The sequence below is a fragment of the Staphylococcus sp. HMSC62A08 genome, assembly GCF_001839105.1.
Lineage (GTDB): Bacteria > Bacillota > Bacilli > Staphylococcales > Staphylococcaceae > Staphylococcus > Staphylococcus caprae.
Window position 1 is genome coordinate 474,856 of sequence record NZ_KV840027.1, and the last position, 23,562, is coordinate 498,417.

The 23,562-nt window shown below is 33.9% G+C and carries 22 protein-coding genes and 3 pseudogenes; 16 read left to right on the plus strand and 9 right to left on the minus strand.

From position 1 onward, the window contains the following. Window positions 1-104 precede the first annotated feature (104 nt). Window positions 105-1,109 carry a ThiF family adenylyltransferase gene (locus tag HMPREF3264_RS03015; protein ID WP_070871885.1) on the plus strand — a complete coding sequence of 335 codons (1,005 nt, stop codon included), beginning with the start codon at window positions 105-107 and terminating at the stop codon, window positions 1,107-1,109. Window positions 1,110-1,127: 18 nt separating this feature from the next. Next, window positions 1,128-1,646: a MogA/MoaB family molybdenum cofactor biosynthesis protein gene (locus HMPREF3264_RS03020; RefSeq protein ID WP_070871886.1), complete on the plus strand. Its 519-nt coding sequence runs from the start codon at window positions 1,128-1,130 to the stop codon at window positions 1,644-1,646. Between the two features lie 26 nt (window positions 1,647-1,672). On the opposite strand, the gene moaC is transcribed toward HMPREF3264_RS03020, so the two are convergent. Then, window positions 1,673-2,161 (minus strand): cyclic pyranopterin monophosphate synthase MoaC, encoded by a 489-nt coding sequence (gene moaC / locus HMPREF3264_RS03025; protein WP_070830332.1) that lies wholly within the window; start codon window positions 2,159-2,161, stop codon window positions 1,673-1,675. 61 nt (window positions 2,162-2,222) lie between these two features. Between moaC and glp the strand changes: the two genes are divergently transcribed. The 7 genes and pseudogenes from glp to HMPREF3264_RS03060 all read left to right on the plus strand — a co-directional run bounded on the left by glp (window position 2,223) and on the right by HMPREF3264_RS03060 (window position 7,017). Beyond that, window positions 2,223-3,482: a molybdopterin molybdotransferase MoeA gene (glp, locus tag HMPREF3264_RS03030; RefSeq protein WP_070871887.1), complete on the plus strand. Its 1,260-nt coding sequence runs from the start codon at window positions 2,223-2,225 to the stop codon at window positions 3,480-3,482. Continuing rightward, entirely contained in the window at window positions 3,479-3,961 is a 483-nt protein-coding gene (mobB, locus tag HMPREF3264_RS03035) for a molybdopterin-guanine dinucleotide biosynthesis protein B (RefSeq protein WP_070871888.1), read from the plus strand. The genes glp and mobB overlap by 4 nt, the downstream gene beginning before the upstream one ends. Further along, entirely contained in the window at window positions 3,958-4,404 is a 447-nt protein-coding gene (locus tag HMPREF3264_RS03040; protein ID WP_070871889.1) for a molybdenum cofactor biosynthesis protein MoaE, read from the plus strand. Before mobB ends, HMPREF3264_RS03040 begins: the two co-directional genes overlap by 4 nt. A 1-nt stretch (window position 4,405) precedes the next feature. After that, the gene (moaD, locus tag HMPREF3264_RS03045; protein ID WP_037541593.1) at window positions 4,406-4,639 is read left to right on the plus strand and encodes a molybdopterin converting factor subunit 1; all 234 of its coding nucleotides are present in this window, start codon (window positions 4,406-4,408) and stop codon (window positions 4,637-4,639) included. 5 nt (window positions 4,640-4,644) lie between these two features. Then, window positions 4,645-5,250: a molybdenum cofactor guanylyltransferase MobA gene (gene mobA / locus HMPREF3264_RS03050; RefSeq protein WP_002443783.1), complete on the plus strand. Its 606-nt coding sequence runs from the start codon at window positions 4,645-4,647 to the stop codon at window positions 5,248-5,250. Between the two features lie 12 nt (window positions 5,251-5,262). After that, window positions 5,263-6,284, plus strand: a pseudogene (gene moaA / locus HMPREF3264_RS03055) (GTP 3',8-cyclase MoaA). A gap of 382 nt (window positions 6,285-6,666) precedes the next feature. After that, window positions 6,667-7,017: a SarA family transcriptional regulator gene (locus tag HMPREF3264_RS03060; RefSeq protein WP_002432752.1), complete on the plus strand. Its 351-nt coding sequence runs from the start codon at window positions 6,667-6,669 to the stop codon at window positions 7,015-7,017. Between the two features lie 143 nt (window positions 7,018-7,160). On the opposite strand, the gene HMPREF3264_RS03065 is transcribed toward HMPREF3264_RS03060, so the two are convergent. Both HMPREF3264_RS03065 and HMPREF3264_RS03070 read right to left on the minus strand, forming a co-directional pair. Continuing rightward, window positions 7,161-8,360, minus strand: a complete 1,200-nt coding sequence (locus HMPREF3264_RS03065; RefSeq protein ID WP_070871890.1) for an MFS transporter — start codon at window positions 8,358-8,360, stop codon at window positions 7,161-7,163. Then, window positions 8,360-8,791, minus strand: coding sequence for a MarR family winged helix-turn-helix transcriptional regulator (locus tag HMPREF3264_RS03070; RefSeq protein ID WP_002443780.1), 432 nt, complete (start codon window positions 8,789-8,791; stop codon window positions 8,360-8,362). The genes HMPREF3264_RS03065 and HMPREF3264_RS03070 overlap by 1 nt, the downstream gene beginning before the upstream one ends. A gap of 175 nt (window positions 8,792-8,966) precedes the next feature. On the opposite strand from HMPREF3264_RS03070, the gene HMPREF3264_RS03075 reads away from it, so the two are divergent. Beyond that, window positions 8,967-9,728 carry a VOC family protein gene (locus HMPREF3264_RS03075; RefSeq protein ID WP_070871891.1) on the plus strand — a complete coding sequence of 254 codons (762 nt, stop codon included), beginning with the start codon at window positions 8,967-8,969 and terminating at the stop codon, window positions 9,726-9,728. Here the strand turns inward: HMPREF3264_RS03075 and HMPREF3264_RS12380 are convergent. After that, entirely contained in the window at window positions 9,725-9,976 is a 252-nt protein-coding gene (locus HMPREF3264_RS12380) for a hypothetical protein (protein ID WP_080981450.1), read from the minus strand. The two genes, HMPREF3264_RS03075 and HMPREF3264_RS12380, sit on opposite strands and share 4 nt — an antisense overlap. Window positions 9,977-10,130: 154 nt before the next feature. Here HMPREF3264_RS12380 and HMPREF3264_RS03080 point away from each other — a divergent pair, with 154 nt between their 5' ends. Further along, window positions 10,131-11,381, plus strand: coding sequence for a lipid II:glycine glycyltransferase FemX (locus HMPREF3264_RS03080; RefSeq protein WP_070871892.1), 1,251 nt, complete (start codon window positions 10,131-10,133; stop codon window positions 11,379-11,381). Window positions 11,382-11,475: 94 nt separating this feature from the next. Continuing rightward, on the plus strand, window positions 11,476-14,643 hold the full coding sequence (locus tag HMPREF3264_RS03085; RefSeq protein WP_070871893.1) for an efflux RND transporter permease subunit: 3,168 nt from the start codon (window positions 11,476-11,478) through the stop codon (window positions 14,641-14,643). Between the two features lie 64 nt (window positions 14,644-14,707). Here the strand turns inward: HMPREF3264_RS03085 and mspA are convergent, their stop codons facing one another. Both mspA and HMPREF3264_RS12730 read right to left on the minus strand, forming a co-directional pair. Then, window positions 14,708-15,025: a membrane stabilizing protein MspA gene (gene mspA / locus HMPREF3264_RS03090; RefSeq protein WP_037541591.1), complete on the minus strand. Its 318-nt coding sequence runs from the start codon at window positions 15,023-15,025 to the stop codon at window positions 14,708-14,710. A gap of 250 nt (window positions 15,026-15,275) precedes the next feature. Beyond that, the gene (locus HMPREF3264_RS12730) at window positions 15,276-15,440 is read right to left on the minus strand and encodes an SE1832 family protein (RefSeq protein ID WP_176746802.1); all 165 of its coding nucleotides are present in this window, start codon (window positions 15,438-15,440) and stop codon (window positions 15,276-15,278) included. 150 nt (window positions 15,441-15,590) lie between these two features. Between HMPREF3264_RS12730 and HMPREF3264_RS03095 the strand changes: the two are divergent. After that, window positions 15,591-16,499: pseudogene (locus HMPREF3264_RS03095) on the plus strand (AEC family transporter). A gap of 314 nt (window positions 16,500-16,813) precedes the next feature. Here HMPREF3264_RS03095 and HMPREF3264_RS03100 read toward each other — a convergent pair. The 3 genes from HMPREF3264_RS03100 to HMPREF3264_RS03110 all read right to left on the minus strand — a co-directional run bounded on the left by HMPREF3264_RS03100 (window position 16,814) and on the right by HMPREF3264_RS03110 (window position 19,700). Next, window positions 16,814-17,605: a glucose 1-dehydrogenase gene (locus tag HMPREF3264_RS03100; protein WP_070871894.1), complete on the minus strand. Its 792-nt coding sequence runs from the start codon at window positions 17,603-17,605 to the stop codon at window positions 16,814-16,816. Between the two features lie 19 nt (window positions 17,606-17,624). Beyond that, window positions 17,625-18,488 carry a GRP family sugar transporter gene (locus HMPREF3264_RS03105; protein ID WP_070871895.1) on the minus strand — a complete coding sequence of 288 codons (864 nt, stop codon included), beginning with the start codon at window positions 18,486-18,488 and terminating at the stop codon, window positions 17,625-17,627. A 327-nt stretch (window positions 18,489-18,815) separates the two neighbouring features. After that, complete coding sequence (locus HMPREF3264_RS03110) at window positions 18,816-19,700, minus strand: GNAT family N-acetyltransferase (protein WP_070871896.1); 885 nt, start codon at window positions 19,698-19,700, stop codon at window positions 18,816-18,818. 250 nt (window positions 19,701-19,950) lie between these two features. Between HMPREF3264_RS03110 and HMPREF3264_RS12880 the strand changes: the two are divergent. From HMPREF3264_RS12880 to HMPREF3264_RS03120, 3 genes and pseudogenes are all read left to right on the plus strand, one after another. Next, window positions 19,951-21,041 (plus strand): annotated as a pseudogene (locus HMPREF3264_RS12880) (DNA topoisomerase). Beyond that, entirely contained in the window at window positions 21,038-22,072 is a 1,035-nt protein-coding gene (locus HMPREF3264_RS12885; protein ID WP_256323951.1) for a DNA topoisomerase, read from the plus strand. The pseudogene HMPREF3264_RS12880 and the gene HMPREF3264_RS12885 overlap by 4 nt, the downstream one beginning before the upstream one ends. 112 nt (window positions 22,073-22,184) lie before the next feature. Continuing rightward, a complete protein-coding gene (locus HMPREF3264_RS03120; protein ID WP_070871897.1) occupies window positions 22,185-23,519 on the plus strand; it encodes an NCS2 family permease in 1,335 nt (444 codons plus the stop codon). Window positions 23,520-23,562: the final 43 nt, after the last annotated feature.

Sequence of the window (23,562 nt, forward strand, 5' to 3'; positions counted from 1 at the left end):
AAATCCTAAACACTTTTGTTCCGACCTCTTTTAGTGTTTAAATTTTGTGACTTATCAAGATAGCTTATATAATGGAAACAATGATAAATGAAAGGGTAACTCATATGAATCAAGAACGTTATTCGAGACAAATGTTGTTTAAACATATCGGTAATAGTGGCCAAGAGAAAATCGAACAACAACATGTGCTGATTATCGGGATGGGGGCACTAGGTACGCATCTTGCTGAAGGTTTAGTGAGAGCAGGTATTGGTAAATTAACTATAGTAGATAGAGATTATATTGAATATAGTAATTTACAAAGACAAACCTTATATACTGAAAATGATGCAAGAGAAGCTTTGCCAAAGGTGATTGCTGCACAACGTGCACTCACACATATTAGAAATGATATTGAAATTCATGCATTGATTGAACATGTGAATTATCAATTTCTAGAGAAGCATGGTAAAGATGTGAACTTTATTCTCGATGCGACAGATAACTTTGATACAAGACAATTGATCAATGATTTCTCATATAAATACGGCATACCATGGATTTATGGTGGAGTAGTTCAAAGTACGTATGTAGAGGCAACATTTATACCTGGGCAAACGCCATGCTTTAATTGCCTTATGCCACAGCTTCCTTCAGTCAATTTAACTTGTGACACAGTGGGTGTGATTCAACCCGCAGTTACAATGACTACAAGTTTACAGTTAAAAGATGCTTTAAAGTTACTTACCCAAAATGAAATCAAAACGCGTTTAACTTATGGAGATATTTGGGAAGGCGATCACTTCACAATTGGGTTTAGTAAAATGTATCGAGAGGATTGTCCTACGTGTGGTCATCATCCGTACTATCCACATTTAAACCAAGAGAAACAAAGTTATGCGACATTGTGTGGTCGTGATACAGTTCAATATGAGAATAGTAATATTTCCCAGGAAATGCTCATCGCTTTTCTTGAGCAACATCAAATTCATTATCGTACCAACAATTATATGACGATTTTCAAATTTAGAGGACATCGCATTGTTGCTTTTAATGGAGGCAGGTTCCTGATTCATGAAATGACGCATCCTCAAAACGCTATGCAATTAATGAATCAATTATTTGGATAAAATAAGGAGTTGAATATGATGCACAATCATCAACACGAACATGTTAAATTAGAAAGAAATATTAATGTAGCTGTTCTAACCATTTCTGACACAAGAGATGAAGAGACTGATAAAGGTGGTCAATTGGTACAATCTCTTTTAAAAGAGATTAACGTAACCGTGGAGAAAGATAATTATAAAATTGTTAAAGATGATAAAAATGCAATTACTTTACAACTTAAGCAATGGTTAGATGAACATGAAGAAATTGACGCCATTATTACTACAGGTGGGACTGGCATTTCTCAAAGGGATGTTACGATTGAAGCAGTACGACCGTTGTTAACTAAAGAATTAGAAGGCTTTGGAGAGTTATTCCGATATTTAAGTTATACAGAAGATGTAGGCACACGTTCCCTATTATCACGTGCGATTGGAGGAACTGCTAAAGATAAACTTATCTTTGCGTTGCCAGGTTCCACAGGTGCGGTTAAACTTGCGATAGAAAGATTAATTAAGCCAGAACTTAATCATCTTGTGCATGAATTGACTAAATAATATGAAAGAAACAACTAGTGTAAAGACTAGTCGTTTCTTTTGTAATCTCCGGATTTGCCACCGGATTTAGATTCTAAGTATGTTTCACCAATAATCATGCCCTTATCAACAGCTTTCGTCATATCATAGACAGTTAAAGCTGTCGCTGAAGCTGCTGTTAAGGCTTCCATTTCAACACCTGTTTTACCAGTGGTTGAAACAATGGCAGTAATATTAAGAACATAAGAAGGTGCTTGAGTGGTATCCCATTCAAATTGCACATCAATACCTGTTAATGGTAAAGGATGGCACATTGGAATAATCGTAGACGTGTTTTTAGCTGCCATGATTCCAGCAATTTGGGCTGTATTCAGTACATTACCTTTCTTATTTGTATTATCGATAATTTGTTGATAAATGATTTCATTTACAGTAATGCTTGAATGAGCACGAGCTTGACGTTTAGTCACTTCCTTTTCAGAAACATCAACCATCTTAGCATTACCTTGTTTGTTAATGTGTGTAAAGTCAGTCATTATATACCTCCTAGCAGAACTTAGTATATCACGAAAATATTTATTTTTTGGAGATGAAAATATGTCAGTTGAGAAAAGAACCCCAATACCAGTAAAAGAAGCTATTTCACGAGTGATGAAGCAAAATGTAGAAGTACGTAAAACTCAAGTAAAATTAGATGATAGCTTAGGATATGTATTAGCTGAAGATATCGTGGCGACATATGATATACCTCGCTTTAATAAATCACCATATGATGGCTTTGCGATTCGTAGTGAAGACTCTAAAGGCGCAAGTGGTGAACATCGTATTGAATTCGAAGTAATAGATCATATCGGTGCTGGATCAGTTTCTGATAAGAAAATTGGGAAGAATCAAGCAGTCCGTATTATGACAGGTGCACAAATACCTGAAGGCGCGGATGCTGTCGTAATGTTTGAACAAACCATTGAATCCGAAACAACATTTACGATACGTAAACCATTTGAACATTTTGAAAATGTATCATTAAAAGGTGAAGAAACGACGACAGGTGACATTGTCTTACAAAAAGGTCAACATATCAATCCGGGAACTATTGCCGTATTAGCAACTTATGGTTATACAGAAGTACCAGTAGCAATGAAACCGAGTGTTGCAGTTATTGCTACTGGTAGTGAGTTACTTGAAGTAGAAGATGAACTTGAACCTGGTAAAATTAGGAATTCGAATGGGCCTATGATTAAGGCGTTAGCTGAAAGTTTTGGTTTAGAGGTCGGTGCATATAAAATCCAACAAGATGATCTTGAAAGTAGTATTCAAGTTGTTAAAGAAGCGTTGTCACAACATGATATGGTGATTACTACTGGCGGTGTTTCAGTAGGTGATTTTGACTATTTACCAGAGATTTATAAAGCCATCAACGCTGATGTCTTATTTAATAAAGTCGCTCAGAGACCTGGCAGTGTAACGACTGTCGCATTTGCAAATGGTCAGTATCTATTTGGCCTATCTGGTAATCCTTCAGCATGTTTTACAGGATTTGAACTTTACGTTAAACCTGCTGTGAATAAAATCATGGGTGCAAAAGCGTGTTATCCTCAGATGATTAAAGCGACATTAATGGAAGATTTTACTAAAGCGAATCCGTTTACGCGTTTCATTCGTGCGAAAGCGACGTTAACTCCAGCAGGGGCGACAGTAGTCCCTTCAGGTTTTAATAAATCAGGTGCTGTTGTTGCGATTGCACATGCGAATGCGATGATCATGTTGCCAGGCGGTACACGTGGATTTAAAGCCGGTCATACTGTTGATGTGCTACTGACGGAATCCAATGCCTTTGAAGAGGAACTGTTGTTATGATTTTACAAATTGTCGGCTTTAAAAATTCTGGCAAGACGACTTTAATGGCACATGCGGTTTCATTTTTAAAGGAAAAAGGATATACAGTTGCAACGATTAAACATCATGGGCATCAAGGTGAAGATATTACCTTGCAAAATGATAGTGTAGACCATATGAAACATTTCAATGCAGGCGCTGACCAAAGCATTGTTCAAGGTGCTACGTATCAACAGACAGTGACACGTTGCTATAAACAGAATCTTACTGATATTATTAACGAATCTGTTACAATTGATTGTAATATCATCTTGGTTGAAGGATTTAAAAATGAACATTTCGACAAAATTGTTGTATACAAAGATGATAAGGAATTAGAAAAATTATCAAAATTAACACATGTACGTTTTAAAGTGAATTTGAATGAGCCGAATGCCTATAAACATTTTGAAACAGCATTGTTAGAATTGATTAATATAGAAGGATTGAAAGATAAATGAAGCAATTTGAAATCGTGACTGAACCGATTCAAACTGAGCAATATAGAAACTACACAGTCAATGAGCATCAAGGTGCAGTTGTCGTTTTCACAGGTCATGTTAGAGAATGGACAAAAGGTGTGCGCACGGAATATCTAGAATATGAAGCTTATATTCCTATGGCAGAGAAGAAATTAGCGCAAATTGGTGATGAAATTCAGCAACAATGGCCTGGAACAATTACTACAATTGTCCATCGTATTGGACCATTGAATATCTCAGATATTGCCGTACTCATTGCAGTTTCTTCACCACATAGAAAAGATGCGTATCGTGCAAATGAATATGCGATTGAACGTATTAAAGAAATTGTACCAATATGGAAGAAAGAAATTTGGGAAGATGGTGCAGAATGGCAAGGCCATCAAAAAGGCACACATCAAGAAGCGAAGAGAGGTGAATAATGTGAGAGTACTTTACTTCGCAGAATTGAAAGAGATTTTAAATCAATCATCAGAAGAAATCGATATAAAAAAGGAGATGACGGTTCAAGAGTTTGAGGCTCATCTTTTTAATCAACATCCAGAAATTGATGATAAAAAATTTCAAATTGCAGTTAATGAGGAATTTGTAAGAAAAGACGATATCATACAACCACAAGATACTGTCGCACTTATTCCACCAGTTAGTGGAGGATAAATTTAATGAAAGCAATTATACTGGCAGGTGGTCATTCTGAACGCTTTGGTCAACCAAAAGCATTCGCTGAAATTGATGGCCAACCTTTTTATCAGAAAATCATAGAAACCTTAACAACAACAAATATGTTTAATGAAATTATTATTAGTACAAATCAACAATTAGCATCACAATTTAAGTATGCACATGTAGTTGTTGATGATAAAGAAAATAAAGATAAGGGCCCTTTAGCAGGAATTTATTCAGTAATGAAGCAGTACTCAGATGAGGAACTGTTCTTCGTTGTTTCTGTAGACACACCCATGATTACGAGTAAGGCTGTCAGTGGGTTATATCAATTTATGATATCTCATTTAATTGAAGATCATTTAGACATTGCAGCTTTTAAAGATGGAGACATGAAGATACCCACGATTGCATTTTATGGACCGCACGCAAAAGAGGTTATAGAACAAGCACTACAATCTAGTGATTATAGTATGAAGAATGTTTATAAACAATTATCCACTGATTGGTTAGACGTTTCAGAAATCAATTCACCTCATTACTGGTATAACAATATTAACTATCAGCAAGATTTGGACTCTTTAAAACTAGAAATTAAAAAATAGGGAGGTCCAATTATGGTAGAGCAAATTAAAGATAAGTTAGGCCGACCCATTCGTGATTTAAGGTTATCTGTCACAGATAGATGTAATTTCAGATGTGATTATTGCATGCCTAAAGAAATATTCGGTGATGACTTTGTCTTTTTACCTAAAGATGAATTACTTACGTTTGATGAAATGACTCGTATTTCTCGTATTTATGCTGAATTAGGTGTGAAAAAGATCAGAATTACTGGAGGAGAACCTTTATTACGTCGTAATTTATATCAATTGATTGAGCAATTGAATGAAATTGAAGGTATAGAAGATATTGGTTTAACAACAAATGGATTGCTCTTAAAGAAACATGGACAAAAGTTATATGACGCAGGCCTTCGTCGTATCAATGTGAGTTTAGATGCTATCGATGATCAAGTCTTTCAAGCAATTAATAATCGAAATATCAAAGCTTCAACCATTTTAGAACAAATTGATTATGCGGTATCAATAGGTTTTCACGTCAAAGTCAATGTTGTGATTCAGAAAGGCGTAAATGATGATCAGATTATTCCAATGATTGATTATTTTAAAGATAAAGATATTGAAATACGCTTTATAGAATTTATGGATGTTGGTAATGATAATGGATGGGATTTTAGTAAGGTAGTAACTAAAGACGAAATGTTAAGTATGGTTGAGCAGCACTTTGATATAGAACCAGTAGAGCCAAAATATTATGGGGAAGTTGCTAAATATTATCGACACAAAGAAAACGGTGCAAAATTTGGATTAATCACAAGTGTCTCTCAATCATTTTGCTCTACATGTACACGCGCAAGACTATCATCAGACGGGAAATTTTATGGTTGCTTATTTGCAACCGTAGACGGCTTCAACGTTAAATCATTTATGCGATCAGGCGTTACAGACCAAGAATTAAAAGACCAATTCAAAGCACTATGGAACATAAGAGACGACCGCTACTCAGACGAACGAACAGAACAAACCGTAGCCAACCGCAAACACAAAAAATCAACATGAACTATATTGGGGGTTAGGGGCCCCAGCAAAGAGATTCTCGAGAAGAGAATCGACGGGCAATGCAAGCTGGGGTTAGGGTTCCCGACACCAAAATCCCCGTGAGGAGAATATCCTTTAAAAACCTCAAAATATTGCTTTGTGTATTGTTTGAATTTTAAATGTATATATTTAAAAGCAATTCGTTAGATAACTTTGCTGTGGCAAAATCTATTTAGATATTTTATATGCCTTTCAATATATAACTGATTGTTTAAATTGTTTAAATTCTTAACAAGATTTAGACGCTATTTTAATATTTGTAATAGAATAAATGCAAACTTTGTTATATAATAAAGTTAAGCAATTGAATTTTATAATGCAAACATTACATCTAAGAATCAACATAGGAGGCATTTTATTATGAGTAACAAAGTACAACGTTTTATTGCATCTGAAAGAGAATTGAGCCAATTAAAGCATTGGCTTAAGACAACTTATCGTATTTCGATTGAAGAGTTTGTGGTTTTATATAAAGTATATGCAGATACAAAGATTAGTGGGAAAGAATTACGCGATACTTTACATTTCGAAATGTTATGGGACACAAGTAAAATTGATGTGATTATTCGAAAAATCTATAAAAAAGAACTCATTTCAAAATTACGTTCAGAAACAGATGAAAGACAAGTATTCTATTTCTTTGACGCTAAACAAAAGAAATTATTAGATAAAATGACTGGTGAAATTGAAACCATTAGTATTGCGAACTAAGTAAAAATAAAGAACTAAATAAATGAAGTATTGATATAAAAAGCGCCTCTAAAATGAATTGATTCAAAAATTCAATTTAGAGGCGCTTATATATATTATGATAGAAATTTCTATTTTAACTTTTGCTTAATAAAGTTAAGTTATTAAATGCTTTGATGTTTTACTTTTCGTCCGTGAACAAGTAAATAAATAATCAAAGTAACTACTCCTAGAATTCCCATAATTCCAAACAATTGACTATAAGTAATCATATGTGTAAATAAACCTAAGAATGATGGTCCGAATCCTATGCCAATATCCAAGCCTATGAAATACGTAGATGTAGCTAATCCATATTTTGTAGATGGAGATACTTTGATTGCAATGGCTTGCATAGATGATGATAGATTACCGTATCCAATACCTAGGGCAATACCAGCAATTAATAACATCCAACCATTGAAACTAAACATTAGCATTGCGAAACTAATGACTAAAAAGATAAATGCTGGATATACTACTACATTTTCATTTTTATCATCCATTAAACGACCGGCAATCGGACGCGTAAATAGAGATGCTACCGCATAAAAGATAAAGAAGTAACTTGCCGCTGTGACTAAGTTTCTTTCTACGGCAAATGCTTGTAAATAAGTTAAAATTGCTGCATAAGTCACACCAATGAGCATCATAACAATCGCAACTGGTATCGCTTCTTTTGCAATAAAGTGACTCAAAATCGAACCTTTTTGATTTACTGAATCATTTTTAGCTTTAACAGTTTGAAATTGAATTCTAATAAATAATGATAACAAACCACTGATTACACCAAGAACAACACAGATAATAAATAGTATCTTAATTGAAAATGAATTCATTAATAACATACCAAAGAATGGTCCAATGGCGGTACCTAATACTAAACTTAATGAAAATAAGCTAATACCTTCACTTTTTCGTGTAGGTGGTGTGACATATGCGGCTATGGTACCTGTAGCAGTTGTAGCGATTGCTGTGGCAATACCGTTGAGTAATCTCACAATCATTAAGAACCAAACTGAACCTGGTATGAAATAAAGTAATTGTGTGATGATTAAACAAATTAATCCAAATATAAGTATCTTTTTCGGACCAAACTGATTCACATATTTACCAGTAATAAAACGGCCGATTAGAGATCCTACAATGAATAGTCCTACTACAAGACCTGCAAGCGAATCGGAAGCATGGAATTCAGTTTTACTGTATCCAGCGATGACAACGATTAATAAATACATACATAAGTATACGAAAAAATTAATCGCAAAATTAAGATTAAAACTTTTGGTGAAAATAGGATCCTTAGTAGGTATCGCTTCGTTCATTATTTATCCTCCTTAATTAATGTCTCGTGAATTTGAGACATAATCTCTATAATTTCTGAGAGCTTTGCTTCTGTTAAACCTACTTTTTTAATAATGTTTTCTTGAACAACCGTTACTTCTTCATTAATTGCATCGAACAATGCTTTACCTACAGGCGTTAAACTTAATAATTTTTCTCTTTTGTCATTACCTTGAGTAGCAACAATCCAATTATTTTCAAGTAGGACCTTAACAATTTTACGAGTTGTAGGTTTTTCAATTGAACGACGATGAGAAATTTTAACCAATGTAGTTGGTTGGAAATTAGCTATATCTCTCAGCACAAGCCACTGACCTGTATGGATATCATGCTTATCTAGAATAGGTTGTGTTAATTTTATATAAGGTCTATAAACTCCGATGAAACTATTAAAGAAATCATTGTTTAACATGGGCGACACCTCATCTTGTCATTATAGTTAGCTTAGCTAACCTTTTTGGCACAAAAAGTATTATATGACTGAAATATGAATTTTGCAATACTTTTTTATTCTTTTTGATATTAAAAGTAAAATGGTCGGCTTTTTGTTAAAATAAGCATTAATAAGAGGTAGAGGGGGAAGATAGATGGAGCTCAAATTTGATCATATCATCCATTACATCGATCAACTCGAGCGATTTCAATTTCCTGGGAAATTATTGAAATTACATAGCGGTGGTAAGCATCATAAATTTGGAACTTTTAACCAATTGTCTTATATTAATGGGAATTATATTGAAATGTTAGACGTTGAGGATAAAGAAAAATTGAAGAAGTTAGCAAAGTCTGAAGAGGGACGCGTATCATTTGCCACTAAGATTGCTCAAGATAACTTTATTCAAGGTTTTAAAACTATCAGTATGCGAACGAATGATATTGAGCAGGTAAAACAAACTTTAACTGATAGAGGTATTGATACGATAGGGCCTTTACGAATGGAAAGAGATAATAAAAAAGGCGATAAAGTAGGTTGGCAATTATTGTATATTGCTAATCCTGACTATAGGGTTAAACCGCCGTTTTTCATACAATGGGACGAAAGCGAAGCGTCTAGAGAAGCACATCTGAAAGATTTTTATCAAAAGCAGTTTTCGATTGAAGCAGTAGTAATTAGTAGTAGTCAACGACACAAAACTGTTGAGGATTGGAAGCAATGGTATGATATGCAAATCTTACATGAATATGATACTTATACAGATCTAATCTTGAAAGATGATGATATCCTTTTCAGAATTGAAGATGGAAAAGAATCAGGCTACCGCACACTAATTATTAAAGATGCTAATGCGACAGCGCCATATTCAATATTTATTAGAGGTGCCAAATACAGATTTGAACCTATTAATTAGTATAAATATTGGTAGGTACTTTGTGCGATAATGCCGATATGGATGAGCGCAATAAAAATAGAAATGATACTTAAAATTGTGTCAAAACGAGATGTTCTTATAAGTGAGAAGAAAAGAGACAGAACGAACGTTAATGCAACACATATCACTCTAAGACTAAAATAAGATACGGTAAGCGGATGGCTTAACGTCACTATTATTGCAATTATGTTTAATAATATAAATACAGATAGTATAATCTTTCTCATTAAGAAAACCTCTTTCTATCTCATAATAATTAATATTATATCAAGATTTAACAGGATGTCAGAACTAAAAAGGTTTATAGCATACTTAATCGACAGCGATTAAGATAGGATGTATAATTAAAATTACTGTAAAATAAAGGAGATATTATAAACCATGGAAAAGATGAATATCACTAATCAAGAACATGACGCATTTGTAAAATCTCATCCAAATGGCGATTTACTGCAATTATCTAAATGGGCAGATACTAAGAAGTTGACTGGATGGTATTCTAGAAGAATTGCGGTTGGTGAAAATGGTGAAATTAAAGGTGTAGGGCAATTATTATTTAAAAAAATACCCAAACTTCCTTATACGTTATGTTACGTATCAAGAGGGTTTGTCACAGATTATAGTGATAAAGAGGTCCTAGAAGCATTATTAAAATATACAAAAGTAATTGCAAAAGAAGAAAAAGCCTATGCAATCAAAATTGATCCAGATGTAGAAGTCGATAAAGGGACTGATGCATTAAAAAATCTACGTGATTTAGGATTTAAACATAAAGGCTTCAAAGAAGGTTTATCTAAGGATTATATCCAACCACGAATGACGATGATTACGCCAATTGATAAATCTGATGATGAACTTATTCAAAGTTTTGAACGTCGTAATCGTTCTAAGGTACGTTTAGCTCTTAAACGAGGCACTAAAGTAGAACGCGCAGGACGAGAAGGACTTCAAACTTTTGCGAACTTAATGAAGATTACAGGAGAACGTGATGGCTTCTTAACGCGCGATATTAGTTACTTTGAAAATATTTATGATGCACTTCATGAAGATGGAGATGCCGAACTTTTCTTAGTTAAGTTAGAGCCAAAGCCTGTTTTAGAAAAAATTAACAAAGACTTGGAAGAGCTTAATAACGAAAAAGAAAAGCTACAAGCTAAAAAACAAGACAAAAAAACACTAAATAAAATCAACGATACAGATAATAAAATTAAAAAGACGGATGAACTTAAAAATGATATGCTAGAACTTGAAAAAGTACATCCTGATGGTATTTACTTATCCGGTGCATTGTTAATGTTCGCTGGTAATAAATCTTATTATTTATATGGTGCATCTTCGAATGATTATCGCGATTTCTTACCTAACCATCATATGCAATTTACTATGATGCAATATGCGCGAGAACATGGTGCAACAACGTATGATTTCGGTGGTACGGATAACGATCCAGACAAAGATTCAGAACATTATGGATTGTGGTCATTCAAACGCGTATGGGGCACATATTTAAGTGAAAAAATAGGTGAGTTTGATTATGTACTTAATCAACCATTGTATCAACTTATTGAGCAAGTAAAACCACGACTAACTAAAGCTAAAATTAAATTATCACGTAAACTAAAAGGTAAATAATTAAGATAATGAGAATCTGAACGCGTCTATGATATTACTAGAACGTTCAGATTTTTTACTATAAATGAATTTATAAGTGGAAGGGAATAATAGGATGACAAAAAAATTATTACAATTCTCACTAGGTAATAAATTTGCTATATTTCTCATGGTTGTATTAGTCGTTCTAGGGGGCGTGTATTCGAGCGCGAAATTAAAACTTGAATTGTTACCAGATGTAGAAAATCCAATGATTTCAGTTCAAACAACGATGCCAGGTGCGACACCTCAATCTACACAAGATGAAATTAGTAGTAAAATTGATAGCCAAGTGCGTTCCTTAGCATATGTAAAAAGCGTCAAAACAGAGTCAATTCAAAATGCGTCTATCGTAACTGTTGAGTATGACAATGGCACAGATATGGACAAAGCAGAAGAGCAACTCAAAAAAGAAATCGATAAAATTAAATTCAAAGATGGTGTAGGAGATCCAGAATTAACTCGTAATTCGATGGATGCCTTTCCTATAGTCGCCTATTCATTCACCAGCAACCAACACGATTTAAAAGATGTGACTAAAGATTTAAATCAACAACTTATTCCAAAACTTCAAACGATTGACGGTGTCCAAAATGCACAATTAAATGGGCAAACCAATCGTGAAGTGACATTAAAATTTAAACAAAAAGCATTAGATGAAAAAGGTTTAACAGCAGATGATGTTGAAAACTACATAAAAACTGCAACACGTGAGACACCGCTAGGATTATTCCAATTCGACAAAACAGATAAATCTATAGTTGTAGATGGCGAATTCAATTCGGTTGACGCTTTGAAAAATCTTAAAATACCAATGTCTGCTGCAGGCCAAGGTAGTCAAAGTAATGATAATTCTAGTAGTGATAGTGAAAATGAGAATAGTAGCTTAATGCCGAAAGATAATACAAATGCATCAAATTCTAATTCGAAGGCATCTAGTAGCGATGGTAAAATGCCATCTGTTCCTCTAAAAGATGTTGCACAAGTCTCTGTAGGAGATGAACGTACCTCCATTTCTAAAACGAATGGTAAAGATGCAGTGAACTTACAAATTATAAAAGCTCAAAATGCGAATACGGTTCAAGTCGCAAGAGATGTTCAGAAAAAAGTGGACGAATTTGTTAAGAATAATCATGGCATGACTTCAACTAAGACAATGGATACGGCTAAACCTATTCAAGACTCTCTTTATACAATGGTTGAAAAAGCAGCATTAGGAACAATTGTGGCTATTATCGTTATCCTATTATTCTTAAGAAATATTCGAACAACTGCGATTTCCGTAGTATCTATCCCATTGTCTATTTTAATTGCGCTCGTAGCTTTAAAATTGAGTAATGTATCATTAAATATTTTGACGTTGGGTGCCTTAACAGTAGCCATCGGTCGTGTGATTGATGACTCTATTGTAGTAGTGGAAAATATCTACCGAAGATTATCCCATCCAAATGAAAAGTTGAAAGGCGAAAATTTAATAATCAATGCTACGACTGAAGTGTTTAAACCCATTATGTCGTCTACGTTAGTAACTATTGTCGTGTTCTTACCACTTGTGTTTGTATCAGGATCAGTGGGTGAAATGTTTAGACCATTTGCTTTGGCTATTACGTTTAGTCTTCTCGCATCGTTACTTGTATCTATTACAGTTGTGCCTTCTTTAGGTGCGACCCTTTTCAGAAAAGGTGTGAAAACAAAGCGTCAACATGAAGGTTTAGGCGCCATTAGTCGAGGATATCGTCAAATACTTAAATGGTCGTTAAATCACAAATGGATAGTCATTATCGTAAGTATCGTGATTCTTATAGGCAGCATCGGGTTAGGAGCAACAAGTTTAGGAACAAGTTACATTTCATCTGGCGATGACAAGTTCTTAGCGCTTACTTATACACCTAAACCTGGGGAAACTGAAAAAGCAGTACTCAATCATGCTGAAGAAGTTGAAAAATATTTGGATAGTAAAGATAAGGTTCAAACTGTGCAATATTCTGTTGGAGGCCCGACACCACAAGATCCAACAGGAAGTACAAATAGCTTGGCTATCATGGTTAAATATAAATCGGATACTCCTAATTTCGATGAAGAACCGGATAAAGTTTTAAAACATATTGATCAATTCAAACAACCAGGAGAATGGAAAAACCAAGATCTAGGTACAGGGGCAGGAAATGATTCAGTTGAAGTAACTGTAAAAGGTCCTTCTACTGATGATATCAAAGGCACTGTAGAAAAAGTTGAGAAAACGATGAAAGATATTGATGGTATTGCGAATGTTAAATCCGATTTAACACAAACTTATGATCAATATGAAATTAAAGTTGACCAAAATAAAGCAGCAGATAATGGCATCTCTGCAAGTCAATTAGCTATGAATCTAAATGAAAACTTACCTGAAAAGACGATTACAACAGTGAAAGAAAAAGGTAAGAAAATCGATGTTAAAGTGAAGCAAAATAAACAAACTGATTGGTCAGCGAAGAAATTGAATAACATAGAATTGAAGAAACCGACAGGCGGAACGATTAAATTAAGTGAAATTGCTACATTGCAAAAGACTACAACGCCAAGTAAGTTAACTCAAGAAGATGGAGACTATGCTACGACTGTCTCAGGCAAAGTCACTGATAAAGACGTAGGCGGAAAATCACGAGAGGTTATGTCTAAATTAAACGATATTGATAAACCACATAACGTTAAATTGAATGTAGGTGGTGCGACCGATGATATCAATACAGCTATTTCTCAACTTATTATAGCGATGGTCGCAGCAATTATTATCGTTTACTTAATACTTGTGATTACATTTAAGGGTGGACTTGCGCCATTTACGATACTCTTTTCACTACCATTCACAGTGATAGGGGTTGTGCTAGCGCTCGTGATTACCGGAGAGACAATTTCCGTACCAAGTCTTATAGGTATGTTAATGTTGATAGGTATTGTTGTTACTAATGCGATTGTATTAATAGATCGTGTCATTAATAATGAAAAGCAAGGTATGGCAATGAAAGAAGCATTAATTGAAGCGGGTGGCACACGTATTAGACCGATATTGATGACTGCCATTGCGACAATTGGTGCCTTAATACCATTATTATTTGGTCAAGATAGTTCAATTCTTATTTCAAAAGGGATGGCCGCTACTGTGATAGGTGGTCTTGTGTCATCAACTATTCTGACACTCATCGTCGTGCCAGTCATTTACGAAATACTATTCACGCTTAAAAACAAACTTTTTAGAAAATAGACTCATAAAACGAAAAAATCGACTTAGGCCGCTCACCATGGTAGCCTAAGTCGATTTTCCATTATTAATATAAGAATAGCGCCAATATCACATAAATCACTATCAAAATAATTGATATAATATTTAAAATGTTAACGCCTTTTTCGTCGTCTTTCAGTTTTTTAAAGCCAGTGACTTCAATATTACCTACAAGCAATAATAAGACGATAAATACCCACCAGTTTTCTTTAGGGAATTGCAAAGTAGTGATAGCAACTACAAATAATAATAAAACACCCATGATAATTCTTAAAATTCTAGTAAAAATTGAACGCATTTTAAAAATACTAATATAAGCGACAATTAAATATAAAATGGGCAATAAGATAAGATACAGTAGCATCTGAGACATCCTTTCCTTTACGAATATTATATTAGCACGATAAAAAGTAGCTGACTAGGATGTCTAGTCAACGGTATATGTAAATCCTGAACTAATTATAAAAATAGCCATTGAATGTTTAAATTAGAATGTGATGATGTGTTTGTACGATCGAGCTTGTCCGTTGCAACCTGTGATAGCAACTTGCTTTATTAATGCCATGCACATTACTTTGTCGACGCGCGCAATCTTTTTATTAAATTCAACTCAATTAGCTATTCATTTTAGCGCGGACATCTGCTATTTCTTTTTCAATTTCTTCTAATCGATTAAGTAGTGGGTCAATATTTTGATTGAGCGATTCACGTTTATCTAAATCATTCTGTAAACGTACGTAATCATACTTAAGTTCTGTTAATTTAGATTCTAAATCCATAGAAACAAATCTCCTTTTATAATTGAAATTGATTATTAACTATATTTAAATAAGATTATATCATGAAACAAGACACTTCTAAAAATTGAAAGAGATATGTTAAAGTTATCAACTGTAAAAAGTGAAATTTTTGGGAAAGAGGGAATACATGTGACTGAACAATTTGTCATGATTATATTACTCATTGCACTTGGTTATTTCCTAAAGCGTATCAATTATTTAAAAGCAACAGATAGCCAAGTTCTTTCAACACTCGTATTAAATGTCACATTACCTTCTCTCGTTATCGTTAACTTAAACAGTGCCGATTTAAATATGTCATTCTCTATTTTACCAATCATGATGATTGTGTATGGTGTGATTGCTAAAATCATTGTTGTATGGTTTTTCAGAAAATAAGACAATCACATGCGTGGCTCAGTAGGTATGATGACAGGGTCAATGAACATCGGACTCTTCGCATATCCATTAGTTAACGCAATTTGGCCTGAAAAGGGTATGGTATATTTCGGTATGGCAGATATCGGTGGCGCAGTTATTATGTTCGGAGTAACTTACTTTGTAGGGAGTTATTTTAGTGAAGGTGTAGACCAATTCAATTTTAAATTCTTAGGGAAAAAATTGATTCAATCTGTACCGCTCGTGACATATATTGTGATGTTTATACTGAATATGTCTAATATTCATATTTGGAAACCGGCGATAGATTTCTTTAGTATTCTTTCTAAAGCCAATATGCCTTTATCTATGATTTTACTAGGTGTCATGTTAAGTTTTAGCATTGATAGAGAGTACTTGCCTGTGACAATTAAATATTTATGTCTACATTACGGCTTAGCGATTGTAGCTGGTACACTGGTTCATTTCTTTTTACCGGTTTCAGATCAAATGATTAAAACAACATTGCTAATTACATGGTTGTTACCCGTAGGCGTAGCTATCATTCCTTATTCTATTCAATTTAAATATAAGACATTGCCCTTTATAGGTATGGTCACCAACTTAACGATTGTGATCAGTATTGTCATACTCTATATTTATCAAGCACTCTTTGTATAATTGTATTTGCTCCTTTTGAAAATTAAAATTAAGTGCGGATACCTTTAACATGGGATGAATCACTTAAGAAAGGAACAAAATTCTCATTCAGTAAAAATAAACGAAATATTGTATATAAAAATAGAGGTTGGGAACTGTGTTTTAGGAAACCGATTAACGGTGTCTCAAAAGCAGGATTTTCAACAGTAACACTCACAATTCGACAAAATTTGAGAAACAATTTTGCGCATTGATCGGCTCTGCTCAAATCCTAAACACTTTTATCCCGACCTCTATTATTTATGGATAATTATGTCCAAGGATGTTACCTCAAATTATCCTTTACCACCCATAAATGCAGGATAATTTGTCATACCACCATCAACATATAAAGTTGTGCCATGGATATAGCTGGCTAAATCAGATGCTAAGAATAAAGCAACATTGGCTACATCTTGAGCTTCTCCAATTTCACGTGCTGGAATCATTTCTAAAGTTTCTTCACGTGTTTTAGGATCAGAGAATTTCTCTTTCGTATGTTCAGTGACAATGGCACCTGGAGAAATATTGTTAATTCGAATACCATATTGCGCATATTCCATAGACATCGTTTCCATCATTAACTTCATTCCGCCTTTGCTTGCAGCATAGTTGACGTAATTTGGCCATGGAATTGTATCATGAACACTTGAAGTATTAATGATCACGCCTTTTTTATCTTCTTTAAGGAATTGATTAATGGCTTCTCGTGAACCGATAAATGCGCCAGTTAAGTTAATATCGATCACTTTTTGCCATTCATCTAATGACATTTCGTGCGTTGGGATTGGCTTTTCAAAACCAGCATTATTAATCATAATATCAATGGTGCCGAACGTTTCCACTGCAGATTGAACAAGATGCTTCACATCTTCTTCTACAGATACATCGCCTTGAACTGCGATAGCTTCTCCGCCAGCGCTTTGAATCATATTTTTAAGTGCTTCTAATTCATCTAAATGACGATCAGAACGATAATTTAATACAACTTTTGCTTTCGCTTTACCAAAGTTTTCAGCAAATGATTTACCTATACCACTGCCTGCTCCGGTAATAACGACTACTTTGTTTTCTAATTCTTGAAACATTTTGACTCCCCCTAGACTACTATTTTAAGTTACCTAGAATAATTGATGCGATAATAATAACGACAATACCTGACCATATACCAATCATTTGGCGGCGATCTTTTTTCTCTCCTAAAATAAAAATCCCACCTAATGTAGATACGATCACAAGTAATTGTGATAATGAGAAACTTGTTGCTACACCCACTTTAGGTTGTGAGTAGAACATAAATAAGTTACCAATACCCCATACGACACCAGGTATGAGATTGAGCGCAGTAGATTTAACAGAGGTTTGATGATTCATTGATAGAATAAATCCTCCGATTGCCATACCAATTGATTGGAAGAATAGGGCATCTGTACCACTTACTCCGAAAATATCACCAAGTACGACATAACCTACATAGCCAACTGTGGATATAAGTAAAATCCCCATTGCTTTTTTAAATTCTGGATTGTTAGATGTACCTTCATTCTTGGCTTTAAGTGAGGTTAAAGCGATACCGACTACAAGTAATACCATTGCAATTAAGCCCATGACAACTTGAACCAATGTGCTCCATTCTCCTAAGAAAATAGCACTAAATAAGGTTGTACCAACTAGTTGCATACCTGTAGAGATTGGCATAGTTTTTGATACACCGATTAAATTGACTGATTTCAATTGATTGCCTTGACCAAATGCCCAAAGCGCACCAGAAATCAGACCTACAATAATGACAGTAAAATTATCAAAAGCAGCATTACCAGTTAATAGTAAACCGATACCGACAATTAATGTACCTAATGTCGTGCCTCGGATTTGATTGTAGGGGCCACCACCTACAAATACATTTATAATTACAACACTACCCCAAAAAAGGGCCGGTAATAGTGCGATAAGAAAGTCTAAAATTTGCACTTATTACTCACTCTCCTAAAACATGATTAAGTGTCCCCTTAACACTTGAAATCATTTTAAAGCATAAAAATTAATAAGTAAAAAACAAAAACTTGAAGTTGCAATAATTGTAATTACTAATCATTGTATTTAAGTGAAACAATTTGAATGTTAAAACATTAGGAAAGGTTAGTGTTTGTATTTTCGAAATAAGAAGACAAATGGTATAGAAATTAAAAAGACTGTAAATCACACGTTAGTTTTAGAACTATAGGTTAAAGCTCTAAAAACAATATTGATTCACAGTCAAGGTTTATTGTTATATTTATTTAAAAATATGATATTCAGTTATTGAGTGAAATCTTGGTGCAGATGTTGAGGTTCGAATTTATATTTTTTATATTCGTAATTAATTTGAAATCCTAGTTCATTAAAGCGTTCCACAAGTTTGCTGTTTTTATTACGGATTTTGAAATAAACCTTATGAATAGAATAATGTTCAAAAGCAAATTTCAACGCATATTCTAATAAATCAAAGGCAATCCCTTTAAGTCGATAATCAATATGAGAACTAAAATATTTAATTTCAGCACTATGTCGTTCAGCATCTACTCGTAAATATAGATAACCTTTAAGTAACCCTTCGCTAACAAATAAGAACAATCGGTGATGTTCATCTAATGATTCTATAATCTCCTCCGGTGTCATCGCATCATGTTTGAAAGTCATTAAATGTAACTTACTGAATGCACGATAAAAACCTCTTTGGTATTCAATGATATTCTGACTATTAAAAGTCTCTCCTAGATCTTGATGAGCTTCTAAATAATAATCTGTAAAATTATAGCTTGCATGTATCTGCTTCATGAAAGGTTTATATTCTTGCACACCTTCTTCAAATGAAAAATTAAAAATAGTCTCTTCGGGTTGATGTTCAGTTAACTTGTCGAAAAGTAATTGGAAATGGTCGTCATCGAGTTGGAAATCTTGTGCTATAAAAGGTCCTATCACTTTATATCGATGATGATCATAGGAGAAAGCGAGCATTAAAGCTAAAATTGTTCCATCTTCTGTCAACGCGACAACTCCAGAATTGCTAATTGCTTCATTTAATAAAGTATCAAAGTCTTCATATTGTTGTGGAAGTTTATATAAATAAGATGTTGATAGGTATAGAGATGATTCAATAAATGCTTTTATTTCTTGTGGCTCACTCAATTGAATGATATCCATTAATCTACCTCCGTCTCTCACGTCTTTAATTTAAATGTATTTTGCCGATAAGTTCTTCCTTAATTATATTTTATTTCTAGAGAAATAAAAGTTTATCGATATACTCACATGTTACAATATGACTAATACTAATCAATGGATCAGATAGTTTATTTATGAAAAGAGTTAAATAGAATGAACATAAGAATTAAATCATTACTTATTTAAGATAAACTATTGATGTAATTCATTTTCAGAAAGGGAAGTTATGATGAAATCCTTAATATTAGCTGAAAAGCCATCGGTAGCGCGAGACATAGCCGATGCACTTCATATTCAAAATAAAAAGAATGGCTATATCGAGAACGAAAAATATATAGTGACTTGGGCTCTAGGACACTTGGTCACAAATGCGACACCAGAACAATATGATGCGTCATATAAAGAGTGGAAACTTGAAGATTTACCGATTATTCCTAAATATATGAAAACGATAGTTATTGGTAAAACAAGTAAACAATTTAAAATTGTTAAGTCATTAATATTAGATAAAAAAGTGAAAAATATTATTATTGCGACGGATGCAGGACGCGAAGGTGAACTTGTAGCAAGACTTATTCTAGATAAAGTTGGAAATAAAAAGCCTATTCAGCGCTTATGGATTAGTTCTGTAACGAAAAAGGCAATACAAGAAGGATTTAAACATTTAAAAGATGGTCGAGCATATAATAGCCTGTATCATGCGGCATTAGCTCGTAGTGAAGCGGATTGGATAGTAGGGATTAATGCGACACGTGCATTAACGACGAAATACGATGCACAATTATCTTTAGGTCGTGTACAAACACCAACCATTCAACTCGTTCAGTCCAGACAAGATGACATTAATCATTTTCAACCTGAAAAATATTATACGCTCTCAATTAAAGTAGATGGATATGAGTTCACGTTTAATACGCAAAAGCATTTTAAAAATAAAAAAGACCTAGAAACAGTCGAACAACAAGTGAAGAATCAAGAGGGGAAAGTATTAGATGTAAAATCCAAGCACAAGAAGTTGTATCCTCAACAGCTATACAATTTAACAGATTTACAACAAGATGCATATCGTCGTTTCAAAATGGGCCTAAAGAAACATTGAACACATTACAACATTTATATGAACGACATAAGATTGTAACGTATCCACGTACAGATTCTAATTATTTAACACATGATATGGTAAGTACAATTAAAGAACGTTTACAAGCATTGCTAGCAACAAATTATAAATCTCATGTGCGTGAACTTATTGGTCAATCATTTTCACCTAAAATGTCTATATTTAATCAGATCACCATGCGATTATACCAACTGAAGTGAGACCATCTCTCGAACAACTGAGCCAAAGAGAATTTAAAATCTACATGCTTATTGTTGAAAGATTTCTAGAATCTTTAATGAAACCATACGAGTATGAAGGCGTAACGGTTAACTTTGAAGTGGGAGATTTGATGTTCAGTTTAAAAGAGAATATTCCTAAACAATTAGGTTTCAAAGCCTTAAAAGAAGATACAATACAGCCATCAAAGTCACATCAATTTGCGATTGGACAACAGTTTAAAGTTCAAAAAGTTGATATACATGAGCATGAAACGAAACCGCCTGAATACTTTAATGAAGGTTCATTATTGAAAGCAATGGAAAATCCTCAAAACTATATTCAGTTGGATAATAAAAAATATGCGCAAACTCTCAAACAAACAGGTGGAATTGGTACTGTCGCAACACGCGCTGACATCATCGATAAACTGTTTAATATGAATGCACTTGAAGTACGTGATGGTAAAATTAAAGTAACATCCAAAGGGAAACAGATATTAGAATTAGCGCCAAGTGAATTAACTTCACCATTGTTAACGGCACAATGGGAAGAAAAACTTACACAAATTGAAAAGGGCCGATATAATTCAAAGAAATTTATGGATGAAATGAAGCATTTTACTAAAGATATAGTGCAGAAAATTAAAAGCAGTGAACAAAAATATAAACATGATAACTTAACTACAACCGAGTGTCCTACATGCGGTAAATTTATGATTAAAGTAAAAACTAAAAATGGACAAATGTTAGTTTGTCAGGATCCTTCATGCAAAACGAAGAAAAATGTTCAGCGTAAGACTAATGCACGCTGTCCAAATTGTAAGAAAAAAATGACGTTATTTGGTAGAGGGAAAGAAGCGGTATATCGATGTGTTTGTGGGCATTCTGAAACCCAAGCTCAAATGGATAAACGTATGAAAGAAAAATCCAGCGGTAAAGTTTCTCGTAAAGAGATGAAAAAATATATGGGAAATCAGGAAGAAATAGATAATAATCCTTTCAAAGACGCTTTAAAAAATTTGAAATTGTAGATAAATAGCGAACAAAATCATGAGATTAAAATTAAAAGTTCGCGTTTAGTATTGTTTTTTACGAATATAGGTATTAAAATATTAAAGTATTTCAAATAAAGGAGCATTTACCGTGAAAAGATACTTTCAGTTCGATAAGTATGGAACAAATTACAAAAATGAAATTTTAGGCGGCATTACAACTTTCTTGTCAATGGCTTATATTCTTGCTGTAAACCCTCAAGTTTTAAGCTTAGCAGGAGTTAAAGGTATTTCGAGCGATATGAAGATGGACCAAGGTGCTATATTTGTAGCAACTGCATTAGCAGCATTTGTTGGTTCGTTATTTATGGGACTCATCGCTAAGTATCCAATAGCTTTGGCGCCGGGGATGGGTTTAAATGCCTTCTTCGCATTTACAGTCGTACTCACAATGGGTATTCCGTGGAAAGTTGGTTTAACTGGCGTTCTCTTCTCAGGAATATTCTTTGCCATCCTCACTGTAACCGGATTAAGGGAAATCATCATTAATGCCATACCTTATCAAATGAAAATGGCTGTTTCAGCAGGTATTGGATTATTCATTACCTTTGTTGGACTTCAAAGTTCTGGAATCATCATTAAAAATGATTCTACATTAGTTACACTAGGACATTTAACTAAAGCACCAGTGCTTCTAGCAATATTTGGTATTATAGTAACTGTGATTTTATACACTAAAAAAGTTCCAGGTTCTATTTTTATAGGTATGATTATTACAGCTATCGCCGGTATGTTAACTGGTCAAATTCATGCACCATCTGGAGTTATTGGAGATATACCAAGTATTAAACCTACTTTTGGCGCTGCATTTGAATCATTTAAAGATCCAGGACAATTATTTACGGTACAATTTTTAATCGTCATTCTTACTTTCTTATTTATTGATTTCTTTGATACTGCTGGAACTTTAGTAGCAGTAGCAACTCAAGCAGGAATGATGAAAGATAATAAGTTGCCAAGAGCAGGAAGAGCGTTATTCTCTGATTCATTAGCAACGATTGTCGGAGCTATCTTTGGTACAACAACTACAACGTCATACATAGAATCTACTTCTGGTGTGGCAGTAGGGGCACGAACAGGATTTGCAAGTATTGTAACTGGTATTTGTTTCTTACTCGCTTTATTCTTTAGTCCTCTCATCGAAGTAGTGACAAGCGCCGTAACGACACCAGCACTTGTAGTAGTAGGTGTACTCATGGCATCTAACTTTGCTGAAATTAATTGGAAACGTTTTGAGGTTGCAGTTCCAGCGTTTATTACTATTATTATGATGCCATTATCTTATTCGATAGCTACCGGTATTGCATGTGGATTTATATTCTATCCACTTACAATGCTCATTTCAAAAAGACACAAAGAAGTACATCCAATTATGTACGTATTAATGGCTTTATTTATTCTTTACTTTGTATTTGTTCATAAATAATAAAGAAAATGGTCGGTTCCTTCTGTAGGTTCCGACCATTTTA